General features: G+C 46.6%; 9 protein-coding genes. 4 read left to right on the forward strand and 5 right to left on the reverse strand.

Annotated elements, in window-relative coordinates; genetic code table 11:
- Positions 1–17: 17 nt before the first annotated feature.
- Positions 18–2,750 (reverse strand): DEAD/DEAH box helicase family protein, encoded by a 2,733-nt coding sequence (locus QUA80_RS02615; RefSeq protein ID WP_333421138.1) that lies wholly within the window; start codon positions 2,748–2,750, stop codon positions 18–20.
- Between the two features lie 337 nt (positions 2,751–3,087).
- On the opposite strand from QUA80_RS02615, the gene QUA80_RS02620 reads away from it, so the two are divergent.
- Entirely contained in the window at positions 3,088–4,029 is a 942-nt protein-coding gene (locus QUA80_RS02620; RefSeq protein ID WP_333421140.1) for a DNA polymerase beta superfamily protein, read from the forward strand.
- A 122-nt stretch (positions 4,030–4,151) separates the two neighbouring features.
- The gene (locus tag QUA80_RS02625) at positions 4,152–4,913 is read left to right on the forward strand and encodes a nucleotidyltransferase domain-containing protein (protein ID WP_333421142.1); all 762 of its coding nucleotides are present in this window, start codon (positions 4,152–4,154) and stop codon (positions 4,911–4,913) included.
- A gap of 160 nt (positions 4,914–5,073) precedes the next feature.
- Here QUA80_RS02625 and QUA80_RS02630 read toward each other — a convergent pair whose 3' ends face one another.
- From QUA80_RS02630 to cobJ, 3 genes are all read right to left on the reverse strand, one after another.
- Positions 5,074–5,859 (reverse strand): hypothetical protein, encoded by a 786-nt coding sequence (locus QUA80_RS02630; RefSeq protein ID WP_333421144.1) that lies wholly within the window; start codon positions 5,857–5,859, stop codon positions 5,074–5,076.
- A 212-nt stretch (positions 5,860–6,071) separates the two neighbouring features.
- Complete coding sequence (locus QUA80_RS02635; RefSeq protein WP_333421145.1) at positions 6,072–6,218, reverse strand: hypothetical protein; 147 nt, start codon at positions 6,216–6,218, stop codon at positions 6,072–6,074.
- Positions 6,219–6,374: 156 nt separating this feature from the next.
- Positions 6,375–8,171, reverse strand: coding sequence for a precorrin-3B C(17)-methyltransferase (cobJ, locus tag QUA80_RS02640; RefSeq protein ID WP_333421147.1), 1,797 nt, complete (start codon positions 8,169–8,171; stop codon positions 6,375–6,377).
- 218 nt (positions 8,172–8,389) lie between these two features.
- Here cobJ and bchH point away from each other — a divergent pair, with 218 nt between their 5' ends.
- Positions 8,390–12,259 (forward strand): magnesium chelatase subunit H, encoded by a 3,870-nt coding sequence (gene bchH, locus QUA80_RS02645; protein WP_333421149.1) that lies wholly within the window; start codon positions 8,390–8,392, stop codon positions 12,257–12,259.
- Positions 12,260–12,357: 98 nt separating this feature from the next.
- Here bchH and QUA80_RS02650 read toward each other — a convergent pair whose 3' ends face one another.
- Complete coding sequence (locus tag QUA80_RS02650) at positions 12,358–13,017, reverse strand: COP23 domain-containing protein (protein ID WP_333421150.1); 660 nt, start codon at positions 13,015–13,017, stop codon at positions 12,358–12,360.
- 322 nt (positions 13,018–13,339) lie between these two features.
- On the opposite strand from QUA80_RS02650, the gene QUA80_RS02655 reads away from it, so the two are divergent.
- Positions 13,340–15,037 (forward strand): NAD(P)-binding protein, encoded by a 1,698-nt coding sequence (locus QUA80_RS02655; RefSeq protein WP_333421152.1) that lies wholly within the window; start codon positions 13,340–13,342, stop codon positions 15,035–15,037.
- Positions 15,038–15,071: the final 34 nt, after the last annotated feature.

Consider the following 15,071-nt stretch of genomic DNA (forward strand, 5'->3'; position numbering starts at 1 on the left):
AGTATCTAGTGTTTAAGCTAAGCCACAAACTGTGCAGCAAATTCAATTAAATCATCCACTTCCTCCTCAGTAAACCACCTTTCTACCGCATCCTCCCCAAATCTGTCTAACGGTGCCTCATACAAATCTGGAACTTCCAACCGTCGCTTTTTCAAAAACACATTCTGCACGGCCCTTAAAAACTGAATCTGATTGGAGTTAAACTGCCGTTGGGCAATAAAATCCTCAAAATTCCGCCTTACCACATCTTGATAATCCGGCAATGCCTCAATCTCGAACAACTCTCGCAGAAACGATAATAAACTATTCACCTTCAAATTAAACGCCTTGCGAATATTCGACTCCGACAACTGCACGTTTGGGCCACCCAACTCCTGCCTTAGAATACGTTCTAACGCCACCAGTTGCAAGTCCGTCACCGCTTCCCCGTTGCGAATTGCTGCAATTGTCGGGTGAGTCTCCACAATCTCCAACACCTTAGCCTCAACTCGTTGGCGGTATTCCTCCACATAAACCTGTTCTCCCCCTTCTCCCAAGCTGATATAACCACTAACGGCAATGCGATCGCCCAAATCAATCTCAATAAACGAACTGGGACGCTGACGCCGATTTTTCATCTGATTGGCCAAATCCGCGATCGCCCGGTTCAACTCTTCCGGTGTCGCCCTCCGCAGCCGATGCGACAAGCAAAAATCCGCCGAACCCCGACGCTGGGAGTCCTCAAACACAAAATCCGGCAACCGACTCACATCCTCCGCGATCGATTCCAACGTCCCCGGTTTTGCCCCATCGGTGAGAATCTCCAGCTTCAACCGTTCCACCTTATTCGTAAACGTCGCCGCCGCCACATCCACCCCCGCCACAAACCTCAGCAACGGCGCAACCTGAGTGCGGAGAAAATCAATATTGCGCTGACTCAGATACCGCCAAAATCCATCCGTCCAAGCTTGCTCAATCTGAGAATAAACCTGCTGCACGCTAAACGCATCGCGGGGAATTTGGTTAATTTGCTGCCGTAAATCCCTAATTGCCTGCTGACAATCTGCCGATTCCTGATTATTTAGATAAAGTTCCAGCAGCTTCAACCGCGTGTTAAAAATCTTCACCGTAACAGGCAGATTTTGTGTCACCGTCTCCTCACTGGGGTCTTTATCAAACTCATTCTCCCAGAAGTCGATAATCAGAAACTCATCCTTATGCCGATTGGGAAGCCGATGAAAATAGCGGCAAGCGTCATTACTGCGCGTCCCCCGTCCAATCATCTGCTGCATTTTGATGAGAGAATGGACGGGCTTCACAAACACCAAATTGACCACCTCCGGCACGTCTATCCCGGTATCCAGCAAATCGACAGAAATAGCAATGCGCGGCATCTCTTCCTTCTTGAATCGATCGATCAAATCATCGGTGCGTTCCATCTGGGAAGTAATCACCTGCACCATGTCGGGATACTGAGGATACATCTCCTCAAACACGCTTGCCAAGCGCAGGGCATGGTTTTGACTCACCGCAAATACAATTGTTTTACCCGGATACTGCCCCGATTCATCCTTGTGGCAAACCTCCATAATTTCTTCCCACTGTCTCCGCAGCGTATCCCGATTAGTGACAGTGCGCTCTAATTCCGTCCCCTCATAATCAATTTCATCGGGGTCTAACCCTTGCTGAATCAAAGTATTGCGGTCTTCTTCAGAAAGGTTTGCCCCGCGTATCCCCTCCCGTTGAAAGCGAGTCTGTGCTTGACGAAGGCTGTAATCTACGAGATAGCCTTCATTCACCGCATCTCGATAAGGATAATTAAAAGTCGGAATACCATCACAGCGAAAAAGCTGGAACGTATTGCGCTCAATAAAAGCCGCTGGCGTTGCCGTCAGTCCAATAATCCGCCCATCGAAATATTCCACCACCTCGCGGAACTGGTTGTAAATCGATCGATGAGATTCATCAAAAATCACCACGTCAAAGAAGCCAGGAGAGAACTTTTTGTAACACTTAACCAGCGTTTGCAGCGTTCCCACATACAGCCGCTTGCTGTAATCAATGTTGTAGGTTCGGATTCTATCTCTTGGCTCGTTGGGCAAATAAACCTTAAAATTCTCATCTAAGGCCTGCTTCACCAAAGCATCTCGATCCGCCACAAATAGCACCGTCCGCGCTTGATTCGCTCTCAGGAACAACTCAATCAGCGCCATAATCGTGCGCGTTTTCCCCGTCCCCGTCGCCATCACCACCAGCGCCCGCCGGTGTCCATCGTCAAACCGTTCGCTAACCCGTTGAATTGCCAACTGCTGATAGGTTCGGTTGGCAATAGCAAGATTCACGCTCAACTGTTTCAGGGGGATTTTGTTCTGACGGATGTAGAGCAAATTCTGCAAGTCTCTGAGCGAGAAGAAACCCGCCACTTGGCGCTTGTGTTCGTTCCCCACATCCCAGAAAAATGTCTTATCCCCATTACTCATAAAAGCAAGGGGGCGAAAACTCTGGCGTTTCTCAATCTCTGTAACGTAATGCCTCACCTGCTGTTCTGCTACCCTTGGATCGCGGCTTTGTCGCTTCGCCTCTACAACAGCAATTACTTCGCCATTCGGCTGATACAGACAATAGTCCGTCACTCCGTTCCAAGGTTCAGCATCATACCCATCCACCGGAATCTCTATCCCCACCTGGTTTGGAGCATCGAGGTTCCATCCCGCTGTCTGTAGGGCTTTATCTATTAATTCTTTTCGGGTGTTCGCTTCGTTACGAGACATTACGATATCGTTTACCAACCCCTTTTCTAGAGCGTGCGAGCGCTCCACTCCTCTATTTTTCCCTATAACAGATTATAAATCTCATCCAGCCCCACCTTCCATTAAAAGCCAGCGCATCCTATCTGAGGAGGGAGATTCTTTAATTATTTCTGTTTCTGTTTTTGCAGAATCGATCGTGAATTAGGCTATTTTCAACAAGGCCAAATCTGCGTGAAGCGAAGCTATCTTCCCGCAGGGGTTCCCGTAGGGTAGGGTAGGGAATCGCCCAAAACTCCCTTATATACTACACATATGCTACAATAAATATCGTAGCTCGTGCCCCGCAGGAGGTTTCCTCATGGCAAATGCCAATCTTCCTCAAAATTTCAACTTAATCATCCCCGCAGGAACCCAAATTGTCACCAAAATCGAGGTCAAAAACCCCGCAGGCGCTCAATCTTGGAAACCGGGATTAGTAGGCGTCATCGTTCAATCGCCTACGGACAATTCCCACGCATATTTAGTTAAACTCCCAGACGGAACAGAAGTTAGTCTGCGGCGGCACGAACTCAGTATCCGCAAGCAGTTTCAGAGCGAAGGATTGCAGTCAGGAGGAGATTTTCTTGCAGAATACAACCTCTACGATTCTGTAATTTACCGCTGCATTCTTGGTTCTAGAGCCTACGGTCTTGATAACGAGCAATCCGATACAGACAGACGCGGGATTTACCTGCCGCCCGCAATACTTCATTGGTCGCTTTACGGCATCCCAGAACAATTGGAGAACAAGGAAAATCAGGAATGCTATTGGGAACTGCAAAAGTTTCTGGTTTTGGCACTAAAAGCTAATCCAAATGTGCTAGAATGTTTGTACACGCCTTTAGTAGAAACAGTTTCTCCCGTAGCACAAGAATTGCTGGAAATTAAGGAAATCTTTCTTTCTCAATTGGTTTATCAAACTTACAATAGCTACGTTTTATCTCAATTTAAAAAGATGGAGCAAGACCTCCGGAATACCGGGGAAATTCGTTGGAAGCACGCGATGCACTTAATTCGCTTGTTGCTGTCAGGAATTACGGTGCTCAAGGAGGGGTTTGTGCCGGTTCGGGTGCAGGATTATCGATCGCAATTGCTATCTATCCGCAACCAAGAAATATCCTGGGATGAGGTGAATCGCTGGCGGTTGAGTTTGCACGGTGAGTTCGATCGCGCTTTTGCTGCAACTAAGCTACCAGAACGTCCTAATTACGAGAAAGCTAATCAGTTTTTGATTGAAGCGCGTAGAGGTGCGATCGGCTAAAAGGGGCGGGTTTACGAGATCGTTAATTTGAGACATATATAGTTGGTAAAACCCGCCCCTACAGGTATTTGCGATTGTTTAACCGGAATTGAAATAAGCATAGATAAAATGTTGTTGAATAAATGACAGAATACATCTCGCATCTCGCCCAAATTATCTCATTTCAACCTTATCCGCTGCTGTTTGCGACTGTCAGCGGTTCGCACTTATACGGCTTTCCTTCCGCAGATTCTGACTTCGACTTGCGGGGAGTACACATCTTACCGCTACCGAAAGTAATTGGACTGATTTCTGGAGAAGAAACAATCGAAGTTTCTGAAGTTCGGGAGGGAATGCAACTAGATTTAGTAACTCACGACATCAAGAAATTTTTTGAGATGCTGTTGAAGCGCAACGGCTACGTGCTAGAACAACTGTATTCGCCGCTCATAGTTTACACTACAAAGGAACACGAGGAATTAAAGGATATCGCCTCTAACTGCATAACCAAGCACCACAGCCACCACTATCTCGGTTTTGCTAAAACTCAATGGAAATTGTTTGAGAAAGAACACCCGCGTCGGGTTAAGCCGCTGCTGTACGTTTACCGGGTGTTGCTGGCTGGGATTCACTTGATGCAAACCGGAGAAGTCGAGGCGAATTTGGTGAAACTTAACGATAAATTCCAATTGTCGTATATTCCCGATCTGATCGATCGCAAGCTGGCTGGGGAGGAAAAATCAGTGCTGGAAGATACAGATATTGAATTTTATCAGCAAGAGCGCGATCGGCTAATTAATATATTAGAAGATGCGAGTTTTACAAGTCATTTGCCGTCAAATCCTAATGCAAAAGTTGCTCTTAGCGATTTTCTGATAAAGGTGAGGATGTCATCTGTGAACTAAGCTGTTCTACGTCTAATTAGTCGTTTGGTGCAGCAAGTAGCTTACATATTAGTCATTTGGTGCGCCGAAGATCGTAGAACCAAATAAACCGGGTTGTTTTTTGCGATTAAAGACCCAAGTGCAGTATTTTCGTCGTCCATCAAACCCGGTTTCAAGTGATTTACCTTAATAGCTTTCTGTTTGCTGGTTCGCTAAGGGCAGGTAAGCCGATATTTTGATGCTCGGTAACTGGTGTGTTTTTTCCTTGTATGGAAATATTCAAACTTACCCCGCCTAAATATGTCTTGATATATGACATCAAGGCGTGGATAAATACAACGATGCCCAGCATTTCTAAGAACTCTTCAATGGTCGTTAACATCACGTAGGATATATTCCCCGGTCCTATTGTATAAACTATGTATCCCCCTAGCATTTCCACTCCGATTGCTCCTCCAATATAAAGAGCGGTGGCTGCAACAAACAATTTTCTCGTTGAAACAGGAAGGTGGAACAGAAACTTACTGTAGGACACAAGAAATATCGCTACCAGAAAACCCATCGGCACAATCCAAGTAAAGTAAAAAAATCCTGTGGCATTTAGCAGGTTTCGCATCGGGTCAATCAATTTTTCGTGCAATTGACCAATTTCGTCTAAAGATATATATAAAAATATGAATGATAAAATTTTCCAGTGATGCTTGTAGCGACAGCTATCCAAATTTTTCGCATAGGCGATCGCACTCAGCAAGAGAGAACTAAACAGCAATGCCAAAAATGAGTAGAAGGTCGGAATGTTCCGCTCGTAATCAACGTTGAATGCCTTTGCTAAGTAGTCTCTAGACGGGTAATCCGGCAAGAAGTACATAGTCATCTGACTTAAGAAAGATAGTACAACTAGACAGGCCACCACTCGCAGCAGTAACTGGGTTACAGATCCTGGAGTTAGAGGAATTTGGAATTTCATCTTCTTTTAACCGTTTTCTTAACCTTGGTTTAAAGGTATGCTATCAAAAAAAACCTTTTTTCAGTATATCTACAGATAGAGAAGACTCATCCCGGTGAAGGCGCTCTTTTTTTTTACCGTAAGATTACTGCAAGATTAAGGAATTTAGCAGAGCTCGATCGCCGTCTATTTTATTGTGGCTACATAAAAATATTTGTTTTCTGAGAAGTAAATTATAGAGATCCAAAAATGAAGCTGAAATCCTTACTACGGTTGAATCGATATCTAAATTCGACGATCGATGCCTGCAAGAAAAACTCGGCTTCAGGAAGCCGATAGCCCTCAGTACCGAGGATTTCTGTAATCAAAGGCGATCGCATCTCAATCTCAGTAACCGCTATGAGATGAAATAACAGGTCGATCGATCCGCCGCTATTTGTTAAAGTAGACTCCGCCCAGCGAGAACAAAATATCTCTTTTTCAAAGTCAATTAGCTGTCAGTCAATTGCTGATTTCCGAAGTTTTTGCTGCTTTACTTATTTTTCGTACCTGCGCGGCGTGTAAACCCAAACATCTCCATATTTGCGGGGAATAATCCGAGTTTGACTCGAACCGACAATCACTAAAGTTCTCATGTCTGCATCTTGCGGCTGGAATTCGCCGAGGGTGCAAACCCGCACAGATTGACCGGGCCGACCGAGGTTTCGCCCTAGTACGACCGGGGTTTTAGGATCGCGACTTTGCAACAAAATCTCGATCGCCCTGGAGAGTTGCCAAATCCGCTGTTTTGAGATCGGATTGTAAAATGCGATCGCGAAATCTGCGATCGCAGCGGCCGAAATCCGCTGTTCAATGACCTCCCAAGGCTTGAGAATATCCGAAAGCGAAATCGCGCAAAAATCGTGTCCGAGGGGTGCTCCGATCGCAGCAGCGGCTGCCTGCATGGCTGAAATGCCCGGTGCCACACGAATATCGATGCCTTGCCATTCGGGTTTGGCATCAAAGTCGATCGCCTCAAACACCGCTGCCGCCATCGCAAAAATACCCGGATCTCCCGACGAAACGACGGCGACAGATTTGCCTGATGCTGCTAAATCTAGGGCAAAACGGGCGCGATCGATCTCTTCGCGGTTGTCGGAATCGTGCCGCTTTTGCCCTTCCCGCATAGTTCCGGCTAAGTCGAGATAGAACTTGTAACCCACCCAATCCGTGGCTTCGCGCAGAATTTCCTTAACCTCCGGGGACATCCAGGGCGCGCCTCCGGGGCCGGTACCGACGATCGCCAGTTTGCCGCGGCTAACTCCGATCGCGCTAGCATCTAGGGGTTGGGCGGCTAGGGCGATCGCGCAATTCAGGGCTAAAGTGCGATCGCCTTCGATTAACTGACTGTTTGCACCGGCTGCTGTCAGGGCAATTTGTGCGGCCTGATTTTCGATGAATTCAATAGAGTCTAATTCGACAAGTTCGGAGAGATTGAAAAAGCGGACGGGGACTTTGAAATATTGTGAAACTGCTTCAAGTGCCGGATTTCCCATCTCCTCTTTTAATGCAAAAAATCCCGCAACAGAAGCTGCTGCTAAACCTGCATTTTCCAAGACTTGCTGCACTAATGAAACCGCTATTTCCGGCTCAATATTCGATAGCTTTGCGAGTGCAACTGCCACAATTTGCGGATGGTAAACTAAACAATCGGGCGTTGGCGCAATTGCTTTTTCGGTGACGCGGATGGTCAATTTTGGGTCGGGGGCGATCCTCTGCGTTGGCGTAGTCCCCGTAGGGGCGGGCTTCGCTAACGGCAAATTGCTCTCGGAAAGCCAGCTTGCAGCCCCTTCTAGGCGTACTTGTGCCCCGGCGAGCAAATTTGAAATAAAAGTCTTCGCGTCCTCTGGATTCGCCAAAGAATAGCCTTGGGGAGGACTCAACAGCGCGGTGCGAAAGCGGATATCTCCGGTTGTGGTAATTGCAGGCTGTACGCCTAGGGCTGCTGCAATCTCTCTGGCCAAATCATTAACGCCGTGCAAACCGCCCAGCAGCGGTACGACGGCGCTTCCGTCTTCTGCGACGGCTAAAACTGGGGGTTCGGCGCGTTTGTCTGACAGCAGCGGGGCGAGGGTACGGATGATAATTCCGGCGGCGCAGATGGCGATGATTGGGGTTTGTGTTGCGAATAATTCCCGCAATGTTTCGCCGAAGTTGCTAAAGTTGATGTCTGTGTCGTTGGTGCGATCGATTAAACCGTAAATCTGGGAACCGGGGAAATGTGCGGAGATTTTTTTGGCGATCGGCTGGCTGTTTTGACCTAAGATAACTATGGCGGGAGGAAGTCGAACCATTTTAGATTTTAGATTTTAGATTTTAGATTTTATGAGAGTTGCGACGGAAATTAGGAATTAATAATTGATAATTGGTAATGTAGGGGCGGGTTCGCCAAGGTCTGCAATACAACACCAGAAATCTACTAAACCCGCCCCACCCCCACCGAGGATGCTATCTAATATAATATAACCTAATTAAAACAGGCTACAATCAATAAATATTTCGAGGTCGGGCTGTGAAACGCATTGTCTTAATTGCAGGGTTTGAATCTTTTAATGCTGATTTGTACCGCAAAGCTGCCGAGTTGGCTGTTTCTGGCTGTCAGGGATTGGAAGTGCGGGTTTTTAGCGATCGCGCCCTCGCAGATGAACCCGATGCTGTAGCAGCCGCCCTCTCGAATGCTGATGTGTTTTTCGGGAGTTTGCTGTTTGATTACGATGCGGTAATGTGGCTGCGAGAAAGGGTGCAACATATCCCGATCCGCCTGGTTTTTGAGTCTGCTTTGGAATTGATGAGTCTTACTCAAATCGGCGCTTTTAAAATTGGCGACAAGCCGAAGGGAATGCCGAAACCGGTTAAGTTTATTCTGGATAAGTTCAGCAACGGGCGAGAAGAAGATAAGCTGGCTGGTTATATCAGTTTTTTGAAGGTGGGGCCGAAGTTATTAAAGTATGTGCCGGTGCAAAAAGTGCAGGATTTGCGAAACTGGCTGATTATTTATGGTTACTGGAATGCGGGCGGTGCGGATAATGTTGTCTCGATGTTTTGGATTATTGCCGAAAAGTATTTGGGGCTGAAGGTTGCAGAAATTCCGCCGCCTGTGGAAACTCCCAATATGGGTTTATTGCATCCTGATTATAATGGTTATTTTGAATCGCCCCGGCAATATTTAGATTGGTATCTCGGTAATCAAAGGGGTAGAAGCGGGCAAGATGCCCGTTCCACAAAAGAGGCCAGACATCTGGATAGAAAGGGTTATAACGGACAAGATGCCCGTTCCACAAAATTTAGAACCAATGGCTTCCCTAATTCCAATCCAGTAAAATCCCCTGTGGTAGGACTTTTGCTTTACCGCAAGCACGTTATCACCAAGCAGCCTTATATTCCTCAATTAATTCGCTATTTTGAAGATGCAGGAATTGTGCCTTTGCCGATTTTTATCAATGGGGTTGAAGGCCATGTGGCTGTGCGGGATTGGATGACGACTGCTGATGAAACTGCGCGGCGAAAACAAGGCAATATTGAAACTCTTTCGCTTTCTAAAGATGCTGTGGAAGTTGATGCGATTGTTTCTACTATTGGCTTTCCTTTGGTTGGCGGGCCTGCTGGTTCGATGGAGGGTGGAAGGCAGGTGGAAGTTGCCAAGCGGATTTTAACTGCTAAAAATGTACCTTATTTTGTGTCCGCACCTCTACTGATTCAGGATATCCATTCTTGGACTCGTCAGGGGATTGGAGGTTTGCAAAGTGTGGTATTGTATGCTTTGCCGGAGTTGGATGGCGCGATCGATCCTGTTCCCCTGGGCGGTTTGGTGGGTGAGGATATTTATCTGGTTCCCGATCGCGCGAAACGCCTGACAAGTAGAATTAACAATTGGGTGAAACTAGGTCAAACTCCGCCATCTGAAAGGAAAATTGCGATTATTCTCTACGGGTTTCCTCCCGGTTACGGTGCGGCGGGTACGGCGGCTTTATTAAATGTACCGAAATCGCTGCTAAATTTCCTGCACAAACTTCAAGCAGCAGGTTATACAGTTGGAGAAATTCCGGCTGACGGGGAGGAGTTAATTCGCAGGGTGAAAGAGGCGGATGATGCTGCAACCGCAGATGGGGGCGGATTAACGCGGATGAACGCAGATACGGAGGGAATTTACGGCAATACTGTTAATGTTAAAACTCTGGAGAAATGGCTGGGCTATCTGTTAACAAGCCGTATCGAAAAACAGTGGAAATCTCTGACTGGTACTGGGATTAAGACAGACGGCGACGAGTTCCAAATCGGTGGCATTCAACTGGGCAATGTTTGGATAGGTTTGCAGCCGCCGCTGGGAATTTCGGGCGATCCGATGCGCTTAATGTTCGATCGCGATTTGACGCCTCACCCTCAATACGCTGCTTTTTACAAGTGGCTGCAAAATGATTTTCAAGCTGATGCTGTGGTTCACTTCGGAATGCACGGCACTGTGGAATGGTTGCCGGGATCGCCTCTGGGAAATACAGGCTATTCTTGGTCGGATATTCTGTTGGGAAGTTTGCCGAATCTTTATATCTACGCCGCCAACAATCCCTCGGAATCGATGTTGGCAAAACGGCGCGGTTACGGTGTTTTGATTTCTCACAACGTGCCGCCCTACGGCCGCGCTGGTTTGTACAAGGAATTGATGGCTTTGCGGGATTTGATTGCGGAATATCGGGAAGATACTGCAAAGAATTATGTGCTGAAAGAGGCTATTTGCAAGAAGGTTTTAGATAGCGGTTTGGAGGCTGATTGTCCGTTTGAGGATGCTCGAAAGTTGGGGATTGCTTTTAGTTTTGAAAATGTGGGAATGTTCAGTGCTGATGCTTTTAACCGCTATCTTGTGAAGCTATACGAGTATTTGCAGGTGGTGGAATCTCGCTTGTTTTCTTCTGGTTTGCACGTTCTCGGGGAACCGCCTAATTCTGAGGAAATGACCTCTTATCTTGAGGCTTATTTTGGGGATAGGTTGTCGGAGGAACAGGTGAAAGCAATTGTTTCGCAAACAAGCACAGGCAAGATGCCTGTGCCAGAAGAGGGGTTTGGTGAGGTTTTTGAGGAGGGCTTGCTAGTTAGGGATTTGTTGTTGCAAACTACGGATGAGTTGACTAATCTTTTGCGGGGTTTGAATGGGGAATATATTCTGCCGGCACCGGGCGGGGATTTGTTGCGGGATGGGGCTGGGGTGTTGCCAACTGGTCGGAATATTCATGCTTTAGACCCTTATCGGATGCCTTCTCCTGCTGCTTATGAAAGGGGCCGCGAAATTGCTCGGAAAATAATTGAGAAGCACGTTAAAGAACAGGGTAAATATCCTGAGACTGTGGCGGTGATGCTGTGGGGTTTGGATGCGATTAAAACGCGGGGCGAATCTATTGGAATTCTGCTAGAATTGGTGGGGGCTGAACCTCTTAAAGAAGGTACTGGACGAATTGTTCGCTATGAGTTAAAACCGTTAGCTGATGTCGGTCATCCCCGGATTGATGTGTTGGGAAATCTTTCGGGTATTTTCCGTGATAGCTTTGTGAATATTATTGAATTGTTGGATGATTTGTTTGTGCGGGCGGCGGATGCTGATGAACCGGAGTCGGAGAATTTTATTCGCAAACACGCTTTAACTTTGCAGGCAAAAGGTGTGCAGAATTATTCGGCAAGGTTGTTTTCTAATCCGGCTGGGGATTTTGGTTCTTTGGTTAACGATAGGGTTGTTGATGGTAGTTGGGAATCGGGGGATGAGTTGGGGAAAACTTGGGAAAGTCGCAATGTTTTTAGTTACGGGAGGAAGGATAAGGGGGAAGCGAGGCCGGAGGTTTTGACTCAGTTGTTGCAAGGGTGCGATCGCATAATTCAAGAAATTGATTCGGTTGAATACGGTTTGACTGATATTCAAGAGTATTATGCGAATACTGGCGGTTTGAAGAAAGCCGCAGAAAAGCAGCGCGGCAAAAAGGTTAACACGAGTTTTGTAGAAAGTTTTTCTCAGGATACAACTCCTCGCAATTTAGAAGATTTGCTGCGCTTGGAATATCGAACTAAGTTGCTCAATCCTAAGTGGGCTAACGCGATGGCAAATCAAGGTTCTGGCGGTGCTTATGAAATTTCGCAGCGGATGACGGCATTAATTGGTTGGGGCGGAACGGCTGATTTTACTGATAGTTGGGTGTACGATCAGGCGGCTGATACTTATGCTTTAGATGAAGAGATGGCGAAGAAGTTGCGGGAGGCTAATCCTGAAGCTTTTCGCAATATTGTCGGCAGAATGTTGGAGGCTAACGGGCGTGGTTTGTGGCAGCCGGATGCGGATAAGTTACAGCAGTTGCGAGAGTTGTATGAGTTGACAGATGAGAAGATTGAAGGGGTGACAGTGTAGTTTTTTTAGTCTAAATATATAGGGGCGGGCTAGAAGCCCAACCCCTACTCCCCACAATAGTTTCAAAATTTTTCAGGTGCAAGTTAGAGGCGCGGCTATTAAATACCTCGATCGCCCTGCGGTTTTGCTACAGGAACTGACGGTTTCTTGTTTGGAGAATTAAAAGCTCGATCGACCATATCTCCAAAGGGAACAAACTGCGGTGCAGATGATTGAGTTCCTGTTCTGAACGTTGTAACTGGCCCACCGCCGTCTTGGGCAAAATTAATCAATCTCGTTAAAGCATCACCGGGATTTTTAGCATTTCGCTTGTCTAGGGTGAACAGCAGATTTTGAGAGTTGCAGCGCCCCCGTCCGTTCACGTAACAAACTACGGGCAAGTTATTAACAATTCCTGTTGTTAACTGCAAGTTGCTCAATCTTCCGCCATTCTGAGCAACAGCTTTGGTCAATCTATTGGAAACAATTTGACAGCGCTGCCAAGGTGTATATTCGCGGCCGAACTCGGTAGATTTCCACAGAATCATCGGATCGGTCGTGACATTTCCGCGTCGCGCAATTGTCACAAAATTGCGACCGGAAGTAACGCACTGAAATGTTGTTCTAGTGCTATTCCAAGAGTTGCTGGCTGGAGCTGCTTGCACTTGGCTTGCAAAGGCGACAGTACCGGTGAAAACTACAGCGGATGCTAATAAGGGTGCAGTCAATTTCATAATAATTCCCGCCACTAAGGCAGCTAAATTTATGTAGGAAGTCATAGTTATAGGGACAGGGCAGTGTCCCTACCTATTCCAATTCTGCTGGTTGGCTGTCGCACCCGGATACTTTTCAAAAATTAAATCAGGTTAGTTGCACCTCATGTCTGTAGGTACATGGCAGTGCGGTGTCTTTTTTTCAAAAATTGGCAACGCGGCTGTAGAGGCATCGCACTGCCCTCTCCTTGTTTCAAAACTTCGAGACCACTGCTGCACAAGCATCCTAGATAGTGTTTTTAGCTACATTTTACAAAGCCAGGAGAGTCAACAATGGTAAGTAAAATTACAAAGGACAGCTCGGAAATTGGCTGGCAAATAACTTTTTATGAAACCTCGAATCATTGTTTGCGGGTTGGGCCACACGGGACACAAGATTTTTTGTTTGTTGAGACAGCAAGGAGCGATTGTGGTTGGTATTAGCGATCGCCCAATTCGCAGCGAAACTTCTGATGTAGTTGTCGGCAATTTGCAAGCAGCTTCTACCTTGTTGGCGGCGGGCATTCAAAACGCTAATACTTTAGTAATTGCAGGAGACGATGATGCTGTGAATTTGGCAGTTTTGATGCAGGCGAGGATTCTCAATCCGAGGATTCGCATTATCAACAGATTGTTCAATACTAGCTTGGGCGACAGACTCGATCGCACTTTGCCCGATCACACTTCCATGAGCGTTTCATCATTGGCTGCTCCGGTTTTTGCCTTTGCTGCTCTCGGAAGTCAGGCGATCGGACATTTGCGTTTGTTCGATCGCACTTGGCCGATTCACGAAGAATATATCGATGAAAATCATGCTTGGAAAGGCCGAAAGTTGAGCGATTTGTGGAACGATCGTTCGCGAATGTTGATTTATTATCTGCCGGCTGCTAACAAAATTGATTTAGTATCGGCGGTGCTTGCCGAGCAGCAATGCCAGCAGGGCGATCGGCTAATTGTTGCCACTCAGCCAACTGTGCGCAGCCCCCGAAAAAATTTAAGTCAAACACTGCTCAAAACCTTAACTAACCTGCGCCGATTTCAGCAGCACAGCCAAGCAACAGTAATTGTTCTACTGACGCTGCTGTCAATGATTGTAGTTGCTACTGCTACCTATATTTGTGTTGACGATAATATCTCAATTGTTGATTCTCTCTATTTTTCAGTAGGGATGATTACCGGAGCAGGAGGCCATGAAAAAGTGGCTGAACAAGCTCCCGAAAGCATTAAACTATTTACAGTTGTCATGATGTTAGTTGGAGCAGGTATCATCGGCATTTGCTACGCACTGCTCAACGACTACGTATTGGGAACTCGCTTTACTGAATATTGGGATGTAGCGCGAGTTCCAGGGCGCAGTCACTACATAATTTGTGGACTCGGCGGCACGGGAATACAAATTGCGAAAGAACTCCACACTAATGGTTTTGAGGTTGTGGCGATCGAGCAAGATCCGAACTGTCGGTTTTTAAGTATGGCTCGCTCTCTCAAAATTCCGGTTATTCAAGGAAGTGCTAGTGTTCCCGCCACTTTAGAAGCTGCTAATATTAAGCAAGCGGCATCTCTTTTGGCAGTTACTAGCAACGATATGTCTAATTTAGAAATTGCCTTAAGTGCTAAAGGATTAGCACCAAAACTACCAGTTATTGTCCGCAATCAAGACTCTCATTTTGCTCTGATGGTGCAGCAAGTTTTTGAGTTTGAATCTGTGTTGAGTTCGACGGAATTGGCGGCACCTGCTTTCGCGGCGGCAGCTATTGGAGGGCGAATTTTGGGCAACGGGATGACTGCCGATCGTCTTTGGGTTGCTTTGGGTACATTGATTACACCGGCACATCCTTTCTGCGGCCACCGCATTCAAGATGCTGCTATGTCTGCTGATTTTGTGCCTTTGTATGTGGAAACTAATTGTCAAACTATTCACGGTTGGGATTTGCTGAATTGTTGTTTGAGTGCGGGAGATGTTTTGTATTTGACGATGCCGGCGAATCGCCTCGATCGACTGTGGATAAACACCTCGGAATTAAAAGTTAAAGATTTTACCCGGTAATTTAGACAATTTGCAATTATAAACCTGATAGAAT

It is taken from the genome of Microcoleus sp. F4-D5, from assembly GCF_036704885.1.
Classification (GTDB): domain Bacteria; phylum Cyanobacteriota; class Cyanobacteriia; order Cyanobacteriales; family Microcoleaceae; genus Microcoleus.